Below are 13584 nucleotides of genomic sequence, written 5' to 3' on the forward strand. Positions count from 1 at the left end.
GAACGTCTAATAGCCGCGCCGGCCGCCTGATGTTTCGGATGCCCCAATTTTGTGATCACAAATCCCGAAAGTCAATCCACCGACCGACTTCAGGCACAAAGGGCGGGCGCGACGATCAGCTCGCCCCGGCGTGGCGCGGCGACGGCTCGTCGCTTTCGAAGACGCTGTTGCCGATGTGCTGCATGCCGTCGCGGATGTCGGACCGGATGGCGTCGGCCAGCGCTTCGGCGTCGCGGGCCAGGATCGCGGCGAGCGCCTGCTCGTGATAGTCGACGAGCCAGCTGGTGCCGACCCGGCCGTAGACGAGGCGCATGAACGGCCCGAACTGCATCCACAGGCTCTCGATCAGCGGAACCAGCACCTCGGAGGGCGCGGCGCTGTAGATGTGGAAATGGAAGGCGTGGTTGGCGGCGACATAGCCCTCGACGTTTCCGGTCTTGAGCTGCTCTTCCAACCCGTCATCGATCTTGCGCAGCGCGGCGACGTCGCGGCGCTGGAGGTACGGCAGGGCGCGGCTGGCGGCGGCCGGCTCGAGCCGTTCGCGGGCCGTCACCAGCTCTTCGAAGCGCTGCCGCGTCATCTCGGGAACCGCGATGCGCCGGCTCGGCGTCATCGCCAGGGCGCGCTCGGCGACCAGCCGGCTGACGGCCTCGCGGACCGGCATCGGGCTCACCCCGAGTTCCGAGGCCAGACCCCGCAAGGTCACCGGCCGGCCGGGAACGACGCGGCCGCAAATCAGGCGAGCGCGCAGCTCCCGATAGACGCGCTCGTGCATGGTCTCCCGCACACCTTCCGACTCTCGTCCGGCACCCAAGTTGACAGCCCTCTCGAAGCGTGATCACATTTGCCGATAATAATTCCAGAAAGCCCTTCTAGACGCAACCGACGGCATATCCATGGCCCACCCGGTGGTGGAACAACCCATACCCAGGATCGCGGACGAAGCCGCACGCTTCACCTCGGCCAATCCCGACATCGAAATCGTCGAACTGCTGCTGCCGGACTCCAACGGGGTGTTCCGCGGCAAGTGGATGCCGGCCAATCACATCGACGGGCTGTTCCGCGATGGGCTGGCGCTGGCGAAATCGGTGTTCGCGCTGGATGCCTGGGGATCCGACGTGCTGGCGACCGGCCTGTATCACGAGACCGGCGACCGCGACGGGATGTGCCGGCCGGTGCCGGGCAGCCTGCGGCGCGTGCCCTGGGCGGAGCGGCCGACGGCCCAGGTGATGCTCAGGATGGACGACGAGGACGGCGGGCCGTTCTTCGCCGACCCGCGAACGCTGCTGGAGAAAGCCGTCGCACGGCTGGCCGCGCGGGGCCTGCGCCCGGTCACCGCGTTCGAGCTGGAATTCTACCTGTTCGCGGACGCCGACGCCGGCACGGTGCCATCGGCCGTCAACGAGGGCATCGGCCCGGACCGCACCAACATCTATTCGGTATCGGACCTGCGGGCCTACAGCGACCTGTTCGCCGAGATCGAGGCGGCCGCCGAGGCGCTGGACGTGGCCACCGACACCATCATCTCGGAAGCCGCTCCGGGGCAGTTCGAGATCAACCTCCTGCATGTCGGCGATCCGTTCGCCGCAGCCGACCAGGCGCTGATGCTGCGGCGGATCATCCGGCAGGTCGCGCGCAAGCACGGGCTGAAGGCCTCGTTCATGGCCAAGCCGTTCGCCGAGCGCTCGGGCAACGGCATGCACGCCCATGTCAGCCTCGTCGACCAGGACGGGCGCAACGTGTTCGGCACCGGCCCCGACGGCGAGGCGCTGCTGCGGCGCTGCGTCGCCGGCCTGCTCGACACCATGCACGAGGCGACGCTGCTGTTCGTGTCGACCTATAACGGCTTCCGCCGGCTTTCCGGCGCCTATTCGCCGTCGAAGGCGCTGTGGGCGGAGAACAACCGCTACGTCGCCGTGCGGCTGCCGCGCGCCAGCGGGCCGGCGCGGCGGTTCGAACACCGGGTCGCCGGCGCCGACGCCAATCCGCATCTCGTGCTGGCCGCCATCCTGGCCGGCGCGGAGCGGGGGCTGGCCGAGGACCTGCCGTTGCCGCTGCCCGTCGAGGGCGACGTCAGCGCGGTCGCCACCGACCGGCTGCCGCCGACCATGCGCCATGCGCTGGACCGCTTCGAGACGTCCGACTGGATCGCCGATACGTTCGGCGCCGAATGGCGGGACTTCTACGGCAAGATCAAGCGCCAGGAACTCGAGGGTTTCGAGGCTTACGTGTCACCGCTCGAATACGAGACGTATCTGTGACGCGGCAGCGCGTCAGACGCGTGTTGCGCGCCGGTGGAATCGGCGCTATGGCGAGTTTTCGCGGCAGGGTGAAGCGCCCGGAACCCAAGGGTTTCGCGGCTTAGAATTTGCCGCTCGGATTCGTAACCTAAATATGTGCCGCGGGAACGCGAGGGACGGTGTTGCACGCCAGTGAAATCGGCGTTTTGATGCGACGCAGAGAGACGGGACCGCGCAAGACGGTCCGAAGTCAAAAGCCAACGGAGAACAGGAGAACAGAATGATCGTCAACCGTATCGCCACCGCCCTGGCCGTGAGCGCCGCGATGACCGTCGCGGCCACGGCCCAGGACAAGGTGGTGCACGTCTACAACTGGTCGGACTACATCGGCGAAGACGTCCTCGACGAGTTCACCGAGGAGACCGGCATCAAGGTCGTCTACGACGTGTTCGACTCCAACGACATCCTCGAGACCAAGCTGCTGGCCGGCAGCACGGGCTACGACGTGGTGGTGCCGTCCGGCACCTTCCTGGCCCGCCAGATCCAGGCCGGCGTGTTCCAGCCGCTCGACAAGTCGAAGCTGCCGAACATCACGCATCAGTGGGATGCGATCGCCGAGCGCATCGCCAAGTTCGACCCCGGCAACGAGCATGCCGTCAACTACATGTGGGGGACGACCGGCATCGGCTACAACGTCGGCATGATCGAGGAACGCATGCCCGACGCGCCGGTGGATTCCTGGGCGATGATCTTCGATCCGGAGGTGGTCTCCAAGTTCGCCGACTGCGGCATCCACATGCTCGACGCCGCCGACGAGATGATCCCGGCCGCACTCAACTACCTGGGCAAGGACCCGGACTCCAAGGACCCGGCCGAGATCGAGGAAGCCGCCAAGCTGATCGAGACGATCCGTCCGCACGTCCAGAAGTTCCACTCCTCGGAGTACATCGAGGCGCTGGCCAACGGGAACATCTGCCTGGCGGTCGGCTGGTCGGGCGACATCCTGCAGTCGCGCGACCGCGCCGCGGAAGCCGATACCGGCATCGAGATCGCCTATGCGATCCCGAAGGAAGGCGCGATGATGTGGTTCGACAACCTGGCGATCCCCGCCGACGCGCCGCACCCCGAAGAGGCGCTCGCCTTCATCAACTTCATGATGAAGCCCGAGATCGCGGCTGAGAACTCGAACTACATCTACTACGCCAACGGCAACAAGGACTCCCAGCCGTTGCTGGAAGAGGACGTGATCGGCGACACGGCGATCTATCCCGACGAGGAGACCGTCGGACGGCTGTACACGACCACGCCCTACGACCCGAAAGTCCAGCGGGTGGTCACCCGCGCATGGACCCGGATCAAGTCGGGCACCTGAATGCAGAAGCCGATCCGGGCCGGGGAAATTCCCCGGCCCGTTTCCTGTCCGGATCGGTTTTCTGTCTTTTGCTAGTGTCGCATCGGCACGGGGGGGGGTTGAATGGCGGCCAAGGCATCCGGGCCCATCAAGCGCAAGTTCGCGCCATGGGAAGACCCGTCGGCGAAAGCGTTTATCCGCTTCGACAACGTAACCAAGCGCTTCGGCGACTTCGTCGCCGTCGACAATCTCAGCCTCGACGTCTACGAGCGCGAGTTCTTCTCGCTGCTGGGGCCGTCCGGTTGCGGCAAGACGACCCTGCTGCGAATGCTCGCGGGCTTCGAGAAGCCGAGCGAGGGGCGCATCCTGCTCGACGGCCAGGACATCTCCGGCGTGCCGCCACACCGGCGGCCGGTCAACATGATGTTCCAGTCCTACGCCCTGTTTCCGCACATGACGGTGGAGGGCAACATCGCCTTCGGCCTCAAGCAGGACGGCATGGCCAAGGCCGACATCGCGGCGCGGGTCAACGAGATGCTGCGGCTCACCAAGCTTGAGCCCTTCGCCAAGCGCAAGCCGCACCAGCTCTCCGGCGGCCAGCGCCAGCGCGTCGCGCTCGCCCGCTCGATCGCCAAGCGGCCGAAGGTGCTGCTCCTCGACGAGCCGCTCGGCGCGCTCGACCGCAAGCTGCGCGAGGAAACCCAGTTCGAGCTGATGGACCTGCAACAGGAGCTCGGCCTGACCTTCGTGATCGTCACCCACGACCAGGAAGAAGCGATGACGGTGTCGGACCGCATCGCCGTCATGGACCACGGCAAGATCATCCAGGTGGCCTCGCCCGCGGTCATCTACGAGTTCCCGAGCACGCGCTATGTCGCCGACTTCATCGGCGACGTGAATTTCCTGAGCGGCAAGATCGCCGCGCTCGACGACGCGGGCGTGCGTATCAGGAGCGACGAGATCGCCTGCACCATCGTCGCCAGCCAGGACGACGTCGATGCGACGGTTGGCGCCGACGCCTGGCTCGCCATCCGGCCGGAGAAGATGCGCATCTCGCTCGACGAACCGGCCGACACGGCGACCAACTGCGTCAGCGGCGAGGTCTGGGATATCGGCTATCTCGGCGACGTCTCCGTCTATCACGTCAAGCTCGACAACGGGAACGTCATCAAGTCGACGGTGACCAACCAGACGCGCCTGGTGGAACGGCCGATCGGCTGGGACGACAAGGTGTGGCTCACCTGGCCGCGCGACGCCGGCGTCGTCCTGACGACGTGAGGAGGTGAAGCGATGGCCGCGCCGACCCGCAAACCGTTGATCAAGTCGAAGAGCCTGGTGGTTCTCGTCCCCTACCTGTGGCTGCTTGCCTTCTTCCTGGCGCCGTTCCTGATCGTCCTGAAGATATCGCTGTCGCAGACGGCTATCGCCATGCCGCCGTACCTGCCGACCTTCGACCTGTCGGCGGGAATAGGCGCGTTCCTGGAGAGCCTGCGCGAGCTGTCGCTCGACAACTACGCCTTCCTGGCGTCGGACTCGCTCTACATCAAGTCCTACCTGTCGAGCCTGCAGATCGCCCTGGTCTCGACCTTCATCGTTCTGCTCATCGGCTACCCCATCGCCTATGGCATGGCACGCTCGCCGAAGGCGTGGCGGCCGACGCTGGTGATGCTGGTCATCCTGCCGTTCTGGACGAGCTTCCTGATCCGCGTCTACGCCTGGATCGGCATCCTGAGCCGCGAGGGGCTGCTCAACACGTTCCTGAGCTGGATCGGACTGATCGACTCGCCGCTGACCATCCTGTCGACCAACATCGCCGTCTATATCGGCATCGTCTATTCGTACCTGCCGTTCATGGTGCTGCCGCTCTATGCCGCGCTCGAGAAGATGGACGAGTCGCTCCTGGAGGCGGCGTCCGATCTGGGCTGCCCGCCGTACAAGACGTTCTGGGTCGTCACCTTCCCGCTGTCGCTGCCCGGCGTCATCGCCGGCTGCTTCCTGGTGTTCATCCCGGCGGTCGGCGAGTTCGTGATCCCGGATCTGCTCGGCGGATCGGAGACGCTGATGATCGGCAAGACGCTGTGGGCGGAGTTCTTCTCAAACCGCGACTGGCCGCTGGCCTCCTCGGTGGCGGTGATCCTGCTCCTGATCCTGGTCATCCCCATCGTGATCTTCCAGAACCTGCAGCAGCGCCAGCAGGAGCGGAACACATGAGGAAAGGCCCCAGCCTCTTCAACATCGTCTCGGTGACGCTCGGCTTCGCCTTCCTCTACCTCCCGATCGTTCTGCTGGTCATCTACTCGTTCAATGCCGGTCGAAACGTCGCCATCTGGGCCGGCTGGTCGACCAAGTGGTATGTGGCGATGCTCCAGAACCAGCAGCTGCTGGACGCGGCCTGGGTGACGTTGCGCGTCGGCCTCCTGTCGGCGACGGTCGCCACCGTGTTCGGCACGCTGGCGGCGCTGGCGCTGGTGCGGCACGGCCGGTTCTACGGGCGCACGCTGTTCTCCGGCATGGTCTACGCGCCGCTGGTCATGCCCGAGGTCATCACCGGCCTGTCGCTGCTGCTGCTGTTCGTGGCGGTCAATTTCGACCGCGGCTTCTGGACGGTGACCATCGCCCACGTCACCTTCTCGCTGTGCTTCGTCGCGGTGGTGGTGCAGTCGCGCCTCGTCACCTTCGACCGCTCGCTGGAAGAGGCGGCGATGGATCTCGGCTGCCCGCCGTTCAAGACCTTCTTCGTGGTGACGCTACCGATCATCCTGCCGGCGATCATCGCGGGATGGATGCTGGCCTTCACGTTGTCGCTCGACGACCTGGTGATCGCCAGCTTCACCACGGGCCCCGGCGCGACGACCCTGCCGATGCGCATCTATTCCGCCGTCCGCCTCGGCGTCACGCCGGAGATCAACGCGGTCTCCACCGTGCTGATCACCATCGTCACCTTCGGCGTGATCACCGCCTCGCTGATCACCAAGCGGCAGGAAGTGGAACGGCAGAAGGCCGAGCGCATGGCGGCCGCGGCGCCGTAGCCGGCGTCCCGCTGTTTGGGGTCGAAGGCCGGAGCGATCCGGGCCCGATACGGCTCGGCCTTTCGGCCGCGCTCTACGAGCCGCAGGTGCAGGTGGTGTCGTGCGCCTCGCGGATGGCGTCGAGCGTGCCGGTGAAGCCGTCTGCGACGGCCGCTGCCCGGTCGAAGGCCAGATCGAGATACCAGAGCCGTTCGAGCGCGGCGAACGCCCTGGACAGGTCGTCGCGGCGCTCGGGCGTCAGCGTAGTTCCGGCCGCCTCCACGCCATCGCGGGCGGCAGCGAAGATGGCGGCGCCGGCCGGCGGTGCGTCGGCGGGGGCGATCGACGACAAAAGCGACGCCGCGACGTTCCTCGGCTCGATGCCGCCGTCCACACCCAGGCTGCCGTAACCCGCCGTGACGACCGCGGCACGCGCGGCCTGCTGCAGGCTGGCGCGATAGGCGCCGATCTCGTCCGCCCGCTTGGTGAAGCGGCCGATATAGTCCTGCAGGATCGCGGTCCATTCCGCCACGCCCGTGCACAGGCCCGGATAGCGGTCCTGGCCGAGATAGACGCCGATGTCGTTGATCAGCCGGCCGGAGATCCAGCGGATGTCCTCGGTGGTGTAGTAGCTGTCGAGGCCGCGCGCCTTGGCGATCCGTTCGGAAAACCGGACCGCGGAGGCGGCCTCGCGCCCGCCATCCGGCCTGAACGTGAAGACGGTACGCCCCGGCAGCGATGTGTCGGCCTCCCGCGACGCATCGACCGCAGCGCGCAGAGCGGCGAAGGTGCCGTAGCGGATCCGCCGCAGCGCCGCGTGGTAGGCGTCGGCGCAACTGGCGATCGGCCACTCGGCCTCGGCGACCAGCGTCTCGCCGCTGGCCGGGACGCTTGCGCGGATCCGCGCCTCGCCGCCGGTGCCGCGTGCCCCGCGCTCGGTGCCGTCGGCAAGCTCGACGACCAGGGGCAGTTCGATCGAGCCGCCGGGCGCCAGCGTGCCGACGGTCGCGCGGACCGTGTTGCCGTCCCGCGTCCAGGTGCTGGCGCCGGTCACCGCCGGCCAGGCGCCGGCCAGCTCTACCTCGACCCGGATCGCTTCCAGCGGCGCCTCGCCCCGGTTCTCGAAGATCAGCCGCGCCACCGCCCGCGAGCCCGGCGAATAGGATACCGGGCCCGGCTCCGACGTCATCGGCGGCTCGGTGACCACGAACAGCGTCAGCCCCCCTTCCTGCGCCGCGGCAATGGACGGCAGGGCGACTCCAGCTGCCACAAGAACGGCGGCGACGGAGACGGCGAGGAGAGGAAAACGCTCCCGAAAGCGACGAAACAACACGGACGACATGCGCCGACGGACCCGGATCAAAAGCGACTGCGCGATTCGCCCGTCAGGATACACAACGACACCGGCCCTCGCGACGACCCTGGTCGCGGGGGCTGGTCCCCGGGGGCGGATCGCGGGTTCGGAGCTCTACTGCCTCGGCGCCATCGGTTGCTCTTCGCTCGGCGCGGGCTTGGGCGGCATGTCGCGGCCACGCTGGACCAGGTCCTCGACCACGTCCTCGGGCTGGCTCTGCTGCAGATCCTTACGCAGCTGCTCGATCTCCTCGGGCGCCGCGGTCGGTCGATTCAACAGCCAGACCGGATCGGGATAGAGGGTCGGGTTGGCGATCGGTCCTTCGATCACGAACGGCACCGAGAAAATGCCTGCAGACCCGTTGATCGCCGATTCCGACGCCGCGCCCAGATCGGCGGTGCCGTGCCCGGCGATCGAGGCGGAGACCAGCCGAACCTCGCCATCGGCGGACACCGCGATCTTCGGCCCCGTCACCCGGAAATCCTCGGTCGTGGCGGTGCCTTCGGATACGGTGAAGGTGGCGGTCAGGTCGTCGAGATCGGTGGCGGCCGACGTCGCCGGCCAGCCCTCGACGCGGCCGGTTTCCAGCGCGGCCAGCAGCTTTTCGATGTCGATGCCCTGAATCGCGCCCGGTGAAATCGCCAGCGTGGCATTGCCAGACAGGCTGGCGACGATGCCGGCCACCGTGCGGCCCGTCCCCGACAGGTCCACCCGGGCGGTCGTCGTGCCGGAGATGCGCGAGGAGCCGCTGAGCGCGGTCAGCAGCTGACCGATATCGGTCTTGTCCAGCTTCAGGGCGACCTTGATCCTGGCCCCGTCCGGGGTCGGCGTGGCGCTGATGCTGCCTTGCGCCATACCGCCATAGAGCGTCGCCTCGCCGACGCCGAGATCGATGGCGCCCTTGCGCACGGTGACCGTGCCGGCGGTGCGGCCGAGGGTCAGATCGCCATAGGTCACGCTGGCGGCGGACACCCGCAGATCGGCGCCGAAGCGCTGCAACGCGGACAGGTCGACGACGGTCGACATGGCCTGTTCCGGCTGCGGAACCGTCGGCGCGCCCTCCTCGGGCGGGGTTCGGTAGACGCCGAGATCGAGGGTCTCGAAGGCGAGCGTGCCCTGAATCCCTGTCTGCTTTCCGCCGAGCGTGATCTTCACGCCCCCCTCCGCCTCGTTGTTATCGAGGCTGAGGACCAACTCGGACAGGGACAGCGAATTGCCGATCAGATTGATCCTGCCGGCAAGCGACACCGCGTTGAGGCCGGGTCCGGAGCCCAGGTCGGTACCGATCCAGCGCAACAGGCCGCGCACCGACGGCGCCTGCAGCCGCGCGGTGCCCTCGAGCTGGGGATCCGGCTTGTTGTGGGCATTGCCGTCGAACGCGACATTGGCGACACCCGATTCCACGCTGATGCGGGCCTGGGAACTGCCGTTGTTCACGAAGTCGAGCGGAGCCTCGGCGCCGAGACCGAACCGTACGTTCTCGCCGTTCCAGATCAACGTGCCGGTAGCATTCAGTGGGGCGGCGAGACGGGACCAGGATATCGTAGCGTTGACGGCGGTCAGGGCATGCCGGGCGCCGGTCCGCTCGTTCGCATAGGCAATCGCACCGTCTTCGATGCGGAAGCTTCCCAGATGCTGGTCTTCCACCGGCGGCGGCGCGGTATCGTCTTCGGCGGCGCGTCGGCGGCCGGCGATCCAGTTCCCGCGGCCGCGGCGGTCGACCGCGAGGCGGACGCGCGGACGCACCAGCACGAAATCCTTGAGCTCGACATGACCGATCAGCAGCGGCAGAACGGCGACGGACCCACGCAGCACGTCGATCGCGGCGATCTCGTCGGCCTCATCGCCCTCGCGCCGCGTCAGCACGACATCGTTCAGCTCGAACACCGGAAACGGCAAGAACGAAACCGTGGTCGCGCCGCGGATCTCCACCCAGTTGCCGGTCAGCGTGGCGACCTTCTCGGCGGTCGCGCGCAGCACCGCGTCCTCCGAGACCCGGGTGGACACATAGAAAAGCGTGCCGGCCGCAACCGCCAAACAGGTCGCGGCGGCCATAACCAGCCGCTTCATGGCGTCGACCTTTGTCGTGCCGCTCGCACTCCGTCCTCGGTACTGTTTCCGCGGAATCACTATATTTCCGCCACCGACGGGTCAATTCCGGCCCGATCGGATGGCGTCGCGCCGACGCCTGTGGCAATAAGCCCGAAACGTATTCCGGCCGCTCGCCATCGCCGCGCCCGGCCGAACAGAAGTCGCCAGGAGCAACCATGTCCGATCAGCCGCTTTGGTCCCCGCCCGCAGACACCGTCGCGAATGCGAACATGACGCGGTTCATGCGACTTGTCGATGAACGGCACGGCCTCCGCCTCGACGGATACGAGGCTCTCCACAGATTTTCCGTCGAGCGGCGCGAGGACTTCTGGTCGGCCGTCTGGGATTTCGGCGGCGTCATCGGCGAGAAGGGCGAGACCCTACTGAAAGACGGCGAGCGCATGCCCGGCGCCGCGTTCTTCCCCGATGCCAGGCTCAATTTCGCCGAGAACCTGCTGCGCCGCTCCGACGACGGCGACGCGCTCGTGTTCCGCGGCGAGGACAAGGTTAGCCGCCGGATGAGCTGGAAGGCGCTGAACGATCTGGTTTCGCGGTTGCAGCAGGTGTTTCAGGCGCATGGCGTCACGGCCGGCGACCGGGTCGCGGCGATGATGCCCAACATGCCGGAATCGATCGCGGCGATGCTGGCCGCGGCCTCGCTCGGGGCGATCTGGTCGTCCTGCTCGCCGGATTTCGGCGAGCGCGGCGTGCTCGATCGCTTCGGCCAGATCGAGCCCAAGGTTCTGATCGCCTGCGACGGATACTGGTACGCGGGCAAGCGCATCGAAGTCGCCGAAAAGCTCGCCGCGGTCGCCGACAGATTGCCCTCGCTCGAGGCGGTGATCGTCGTCCCCTATCTCGACATCGCCGAGGAGGTCGCGGCCAAGGTCGCCAAGGCGGTGCCGCTGGCCGAGGCGATCGCCGGCCATCCGGCGAAAGCGGTCACGTTCGCCCGCCAGCCGTTCTCCCATCCGCTCTACATCCTGTTCTCGAGCGGCACGACGGGGGTTCCGAAGTGCATCGTGCATTCGGCCGGCGGCACGCTGCTGCAGCACCTGAAGGAGCATCAGCTCCACTCCGACATCCGGGCGGGGGACCGGGTATTCTACTTCACCACGCTCGGCTGGATGATGTGGAACTGGCTGGTCAGCGCGCTGGCCGCCGACGCGACGCTGCTGCTCTATGACGGCTCGCCGTTCCACCCGACCGGCAACGTCCTGTTCGACTACGCCCAGGACGAGAAGATGACGCTGTTCGGCACCTCGGCGAAATATATCGACGCGGTGAAGAAGGCGGGCCTGAGGCCGCGCGACACGCACGACTTGTCGACGGTCCGGGCGATGGCCTCGACCGGATCGCCGCTTTCGGCGGAGAGCTTCGACTTCGTCTACGAGGCGATCAAGCCGGACATCCACCTGGCCTCGGTCTCCGGCGGCACCGACATCGTCTCCTGCTTCGTCCTCGGCAATCCGATCGCGCCGGTGTGGCGCGGCGAGATCCAGGGACCGGGGCTGGGCATGGCCGTCGACATGTGGGACGACGACGGCCAGTCCTGTCCGCCCGGCGTCAAGGGCGAACTGGTCTGCACCAAAGCGTTTCCGTCGATGCCGATCATGTTCTGGAACGACCCTGACGGCGCCAAGTACCGCTCGGCCTATTTCGAGCGCTTCGACAACGTCTGGTGCCACGGCGACTTCGCGGAATGGACGGTGCACGGCGGCGTGATCATCCACGGCCGCTCCGACGCGACGCTCAACCCCGGCGGCGTCAGGATCGGCACCGCCGAGATCTACGCCCAGGTCGAGCAGCTTCCCGAGATCGTCGAGGCGATCGCCATCGGCCAGCAGTGGGACGACGACGTTCGCGTCGTGCTGTTCGTCCGCCTCGCAGAGGGCGTCACGCTCGACGACGACCTGATCGCCCGCATCCGCAAGCAGGTCCGCGAGGGCGCGAGCCCGCGCCACGTGCCGGCCAAGGTGGTCGCCGTCGCCGACATCCCGCGCACCAAGTCCGGCAAGATCACCGAACTCGCCGTGCGCGACGTGGTGCACGGCCGCGAGGTGAAGAACAAGGAGGCGCTCGCCAATCCGGAAGCGCTCGACCTGTTCAGGGATCTGACGGACCTGAAGAGCTAGCGGACCGGATCACGCCGGCGGGGCGACCAGCGAGAAGCGGCCGCCCTGCGGGTCGGTTCCATGCACGATCCATGCGCCGCCGGGGACGTCCATCGGTTCGGACCTGGTCGCTCCGCCGGCCTTTCTGACCCGTTCGACGGCCGACCGGATCTCAGGAACCGTGAAGTAGTAGTCCCAGCCGGCCGGACTGTCGGCGGACCGCTTCATCATGCCGCCGAACATGGTGCCGTCCTTGCCGAAGAGCTGATAGATCCCCATCGGCCCCATATCGAACGCCTCGCCCTTCTCCCATCCGAACAGGCCGGAATAGAACGCGAAGGCGCCTTCCAGGTCGTCCGTCATCAGTTCGTGCCAGCCGGTATGGCCCGGCGTCATCGGACCGGCCTCGGCGGGGCCGTCACCGTCCATGGGCAGCGCCGCGAACAGGCAGAAGGACGCGCCGTAAGGATCGGCGACGACGGCGAAGCGGCCAACGCCCGGAATGTCGTCGGCGGCACGGTTGATCGCGCCGCCCGCGGCCTGAACCTGCTCCGCAGACGCGTCGACATCGGCGACCGCGACGTAGCCGATCCAGAACGGACCGGCGGCATCGCACGGCCCTTCCGGCATATCCATGATTCCGGCGACATCTGCACCGTTCGCCGACAGGAGCGTGTAGTCGATGCCCGGCATGCCGGAATCCCGGCCGGCCCAGCCGACCACGTCGCCGTAGAACGCCCGCGCCGCCGCGGTGTCCGTCGTCATCAGCTCGTACCAGACGAACTTGCCCTGGAAATCCGACATCGAAATACTCCCTGTGATTCCGTTTGGTTGCTGTCGCTCGTTGGCCGGTTCAAAGAGATATCGGGCGGGCCAATCCGGTACTCAGGCGCCTTCGTAGGCGCGCCTGAGCGCGGCAAGATCGATCTTCTTCATGTCCATCAGCGCGGCCATCGCCCGTTCGGTCCGGTCGGCCTCGCCGCTTTCCAGCATCGCGTACAGCTCGGCCGGCACGATCTGCCAGGACAGGCCGAAGCGGTCCTTCAGCCAGCCGCAGGCCTGCGCTGCCGGATCGCCGCCGTCGGCAAGGGCCGCCCAGAACCGGTCGACCTCGGCCTGGCTATCGCACCGCACGACGAAGGAGACGGCTTCTGTGAACCTGAAGTTCGGTCCCCCGTTGAGCGCGGTGAACTGCTGGCCCGCGATCCGGTAGGTCACGGTCATCGCCGAGCCCTCGGGGCGGCCATGGTGCTCGAAGCCGGCCTTGCCGAAGCGGGTTACGGAGAGGATCTCAGAGTCGTCGAAGATGGACACGTAGAATTGCGCGGCCTCCTCCGCCCGGCCGTCAAACCAGAGGCAGGGGGTGATCGTCTGCACGCTTGCCATGTTACCTTCACTCCTGCGCTGGCACTCCTGCGCCGGCCGG

The 13584-nt window shown here is 67.2% G+C and carries 11 protein-coding genes; 6 read left to right on the forward strand and 5 right to left on the reverse strand.

The genetic code is table 11. The features are described 5' to 3' along the window. Positions 1-115: 115 nt before the first annotated feature. On the reverse strand, positions 116-787 hold the full coding sequence (locus MUB46_RS01355; protein WP_261614064.1) for a GntR family transcriptional regulator: 672 nt from the start codon (positions 785-787) through the stop codon (positions 116-118). A 109-nt stretch (positions 788-896) separates the two neighbouring features. Between MUB46_RS01355 and MUB46_RS01360 the strand changes: the two genes are divergently transcribed. The 5 genes from MUB46_RS01360 (at position 897) to MUB46_RS01380 (ending at position 6620) form a co-directional block, all read left to right on the forward strand. Beyond that, positions 897-2261 carry a glutamine synthetase family protein gene (locus MUB46_RS01360; RefSeq protein WP_261614065.1) on the forward strand — a complete coding sequence of 455 codons (1365 nt, stop codon included), beginning with the start codon at positions 897-899 and terminating at the stop codon, positions 2259-2261. Positions 2262-2520: 259 nt separating this feature from the next. Further along, entirely contained in the window at positions 2521-3612 is a 1092-nt protein-coding gene (locus tag MUB46_RS01365) for a polyamine ABC transporter substrate-binding protein (protein ID WP_261614066.1), read from the forward strand. A 102-nt stretch (positions 3613-3714) separates the two neighbouring features. Then, a complete protein-coding gene (locus MUB46_RS01370) occupies positions 3715-4869 on the forward strand; it encodes an ABC transporter ATP-binding protein (protein ID WP_261614067.1) in 1155 nt (384 codons plus the stop codon). Between the two features lie 12 nt (positions 4870-4881). Beyond that, positions 4882-5802: an ABC transporter permease subunit gene (locus MUB46_RS01375; protein ID WP_261614068.1), complete on the forward strand. Its 921-nt coding sequence runs from the start codon at positions 4882-4884 to the stop codon at positions 5800-5802. Further along, positions 5799-6620 (forward strand): ABC transporter permease, encoded by an 822-nt coding sequence (locus MUB46_RS01380; protein ID WP_261614069.1) that lies wholly within the window; start codon positions 5799-5801, stop codon positions 6618-6620. Before MUB46_RS01375 ends, MUB46_RS01380 begins: the two co-directional genes overlap by 4 nt. Positions 6621-6693: 73 nt before the next feature. On the opposite strand, the gene MUB46_RS01385 is transcribed toward MUB46_RS01380, so the two are convergent. Then, positions 6694-7869 (reverse strand): hypothetical protein, encoded by a 1176-nt coding sequence (locus MUB46_RS01385; RefSeq protein WP_261614070.1) that lies wholly within the window; start codon positions 7867-7869, stop codon positions 6694-6696. A gap of 198 nt (positions 7870-8067) precedes the next feature. Further along, positions 8068-10023, reverse strand: a complete 1956-nt coding sequence (locus tag MUB46_RS01390; RefSeq protein WP_261614071.1) for an AsmA family protein — start codon at positions 10021-10023, stop codon at positions 8068-8070. Between the two features lie 197 nt (positions 10024-10220). Here MUB46_RS01390 and MUB46_RS01395 point away from each other — a divergent pair, with 197 nt between their 5' ends. Next, complete coding sequence (locus MUB46_RS01395; protein WP_261614072.1) at positions 10221-12179, forward strand: acetoacetate--CoA ligase; 1959 nt, start codon at positions 10221-10223, stop codon at positions 12177-12179. Between the two features lie 9 nt (positions 12180-12188). Here the strand turns inward: MUB46_RS01395 and MUB46_RS01400 are convergent, their stop codons facing one another. Next, positions 12189-12962 (reverse strand): VOC family protein, encoded by a 774-nt coding sequence (locus MUB46_RS01400; RefSeq protein ID WP_261614073.1) that lies wholly within the window; start codon positions 12960-12962, stop codon positions 12189-12191. An 81-nt stretch (positions 12963-13043) separates the two neighbouring features. Continuing rightward, the gene (locus tag MUB46_RS01405; protein ID WP_261614074.1) at positions 13044-13544 is read right to left on the reverse strand and encodes a VOC family protein; all 501 of its coding nucleotides are present in this window, start codon (positions 13542-13544) and stop codon (positions 13044-13046) included. Positions 13545-13584: the final 40 nt, after the last annotated feature.

This window comes from Microbaculum marinisediminis, from assembly GCF_025397915.1.
In the GTDB taxonomy this organism is placed as follows: domain Bacteria; phylum Pseudomonadota; class Alphaproteobacteria; order Rhizobiales; family Tepidamorphaceae; genus Microbaculum; species Microbaculum marinisediminis.

What these genes read in the sequence shown, in the direction of transcription:
- MUB46_RS01365 (WP_261614066.1), top strand. Translation starts at nt 2,521, where the DNA reads ATGATCGTCAACCGTATCGCCACCGCCCTGGCCGTGAGCGCCGCGATG.
- MUB46_RS01370 (WP_261614067.1), top strand. Translation starts at nt 3,715, where the DNA reads ATGGCGGCCAAGGCATCCGGGCCCATCAAGCGCAAGTTCGCGCCATGG.
- MUB46_RS01390 (WP_261614071.1), bottom strand. Translation starts at nt 10,023, where the DNA reads ATGAAGCGGCTGGTTATGGCCGCCGCGACCTGTTTGGCGGTTGCGGCC.
- MUB46_RS01375 (WP_261614068.1), top strand. Translation starts at nt 4,882, where the DNA reads ATGGCCGCGCCGACCCGCAAACCGTTGATCAAGTCGAAGAGCCTGGTG.
- MUB46_RS01360 (WP_261614065.1), top strand. Translation starts at nt 897, where the DNA reads ATGGCCCACCCGGTGGTGGAACAACCCATACCCAGGATCGCGGACGAA.
- MUB46_RS01395 (WP_261614072.1), top strand. Translation starts at nt 10,221, where the DNA reads ATGTCCGATCAGCCGCTTTGGTCCCCGCCCGCAGACACCGTCGCGAAT.
- MUB46_RS01380 (WP_261614069.1), top strand. Translation starts at nt 5,799, where the DNA reads ATGAGGAAAGGCCCCAGCCTCTTCAACATCGTCTCGGTGACGCTCGGC.
- MUB46_RS01400 (WP_261614073.1), bottom strand. Translation starts at nt 12,962, where the DNA reads ATGTCGGATTTCCAGGGCAAGTTCGTCTGGTACGAGCTGATGACGACG.
- MUB46_RS01405 (WP_261614074.1), bottom strand. Translation starts at nt 13,544, where the DNA reads ATGGCAAGCGTGCAGACGATCACCCCCTGCCTCTGGTTTGACGGCCGG.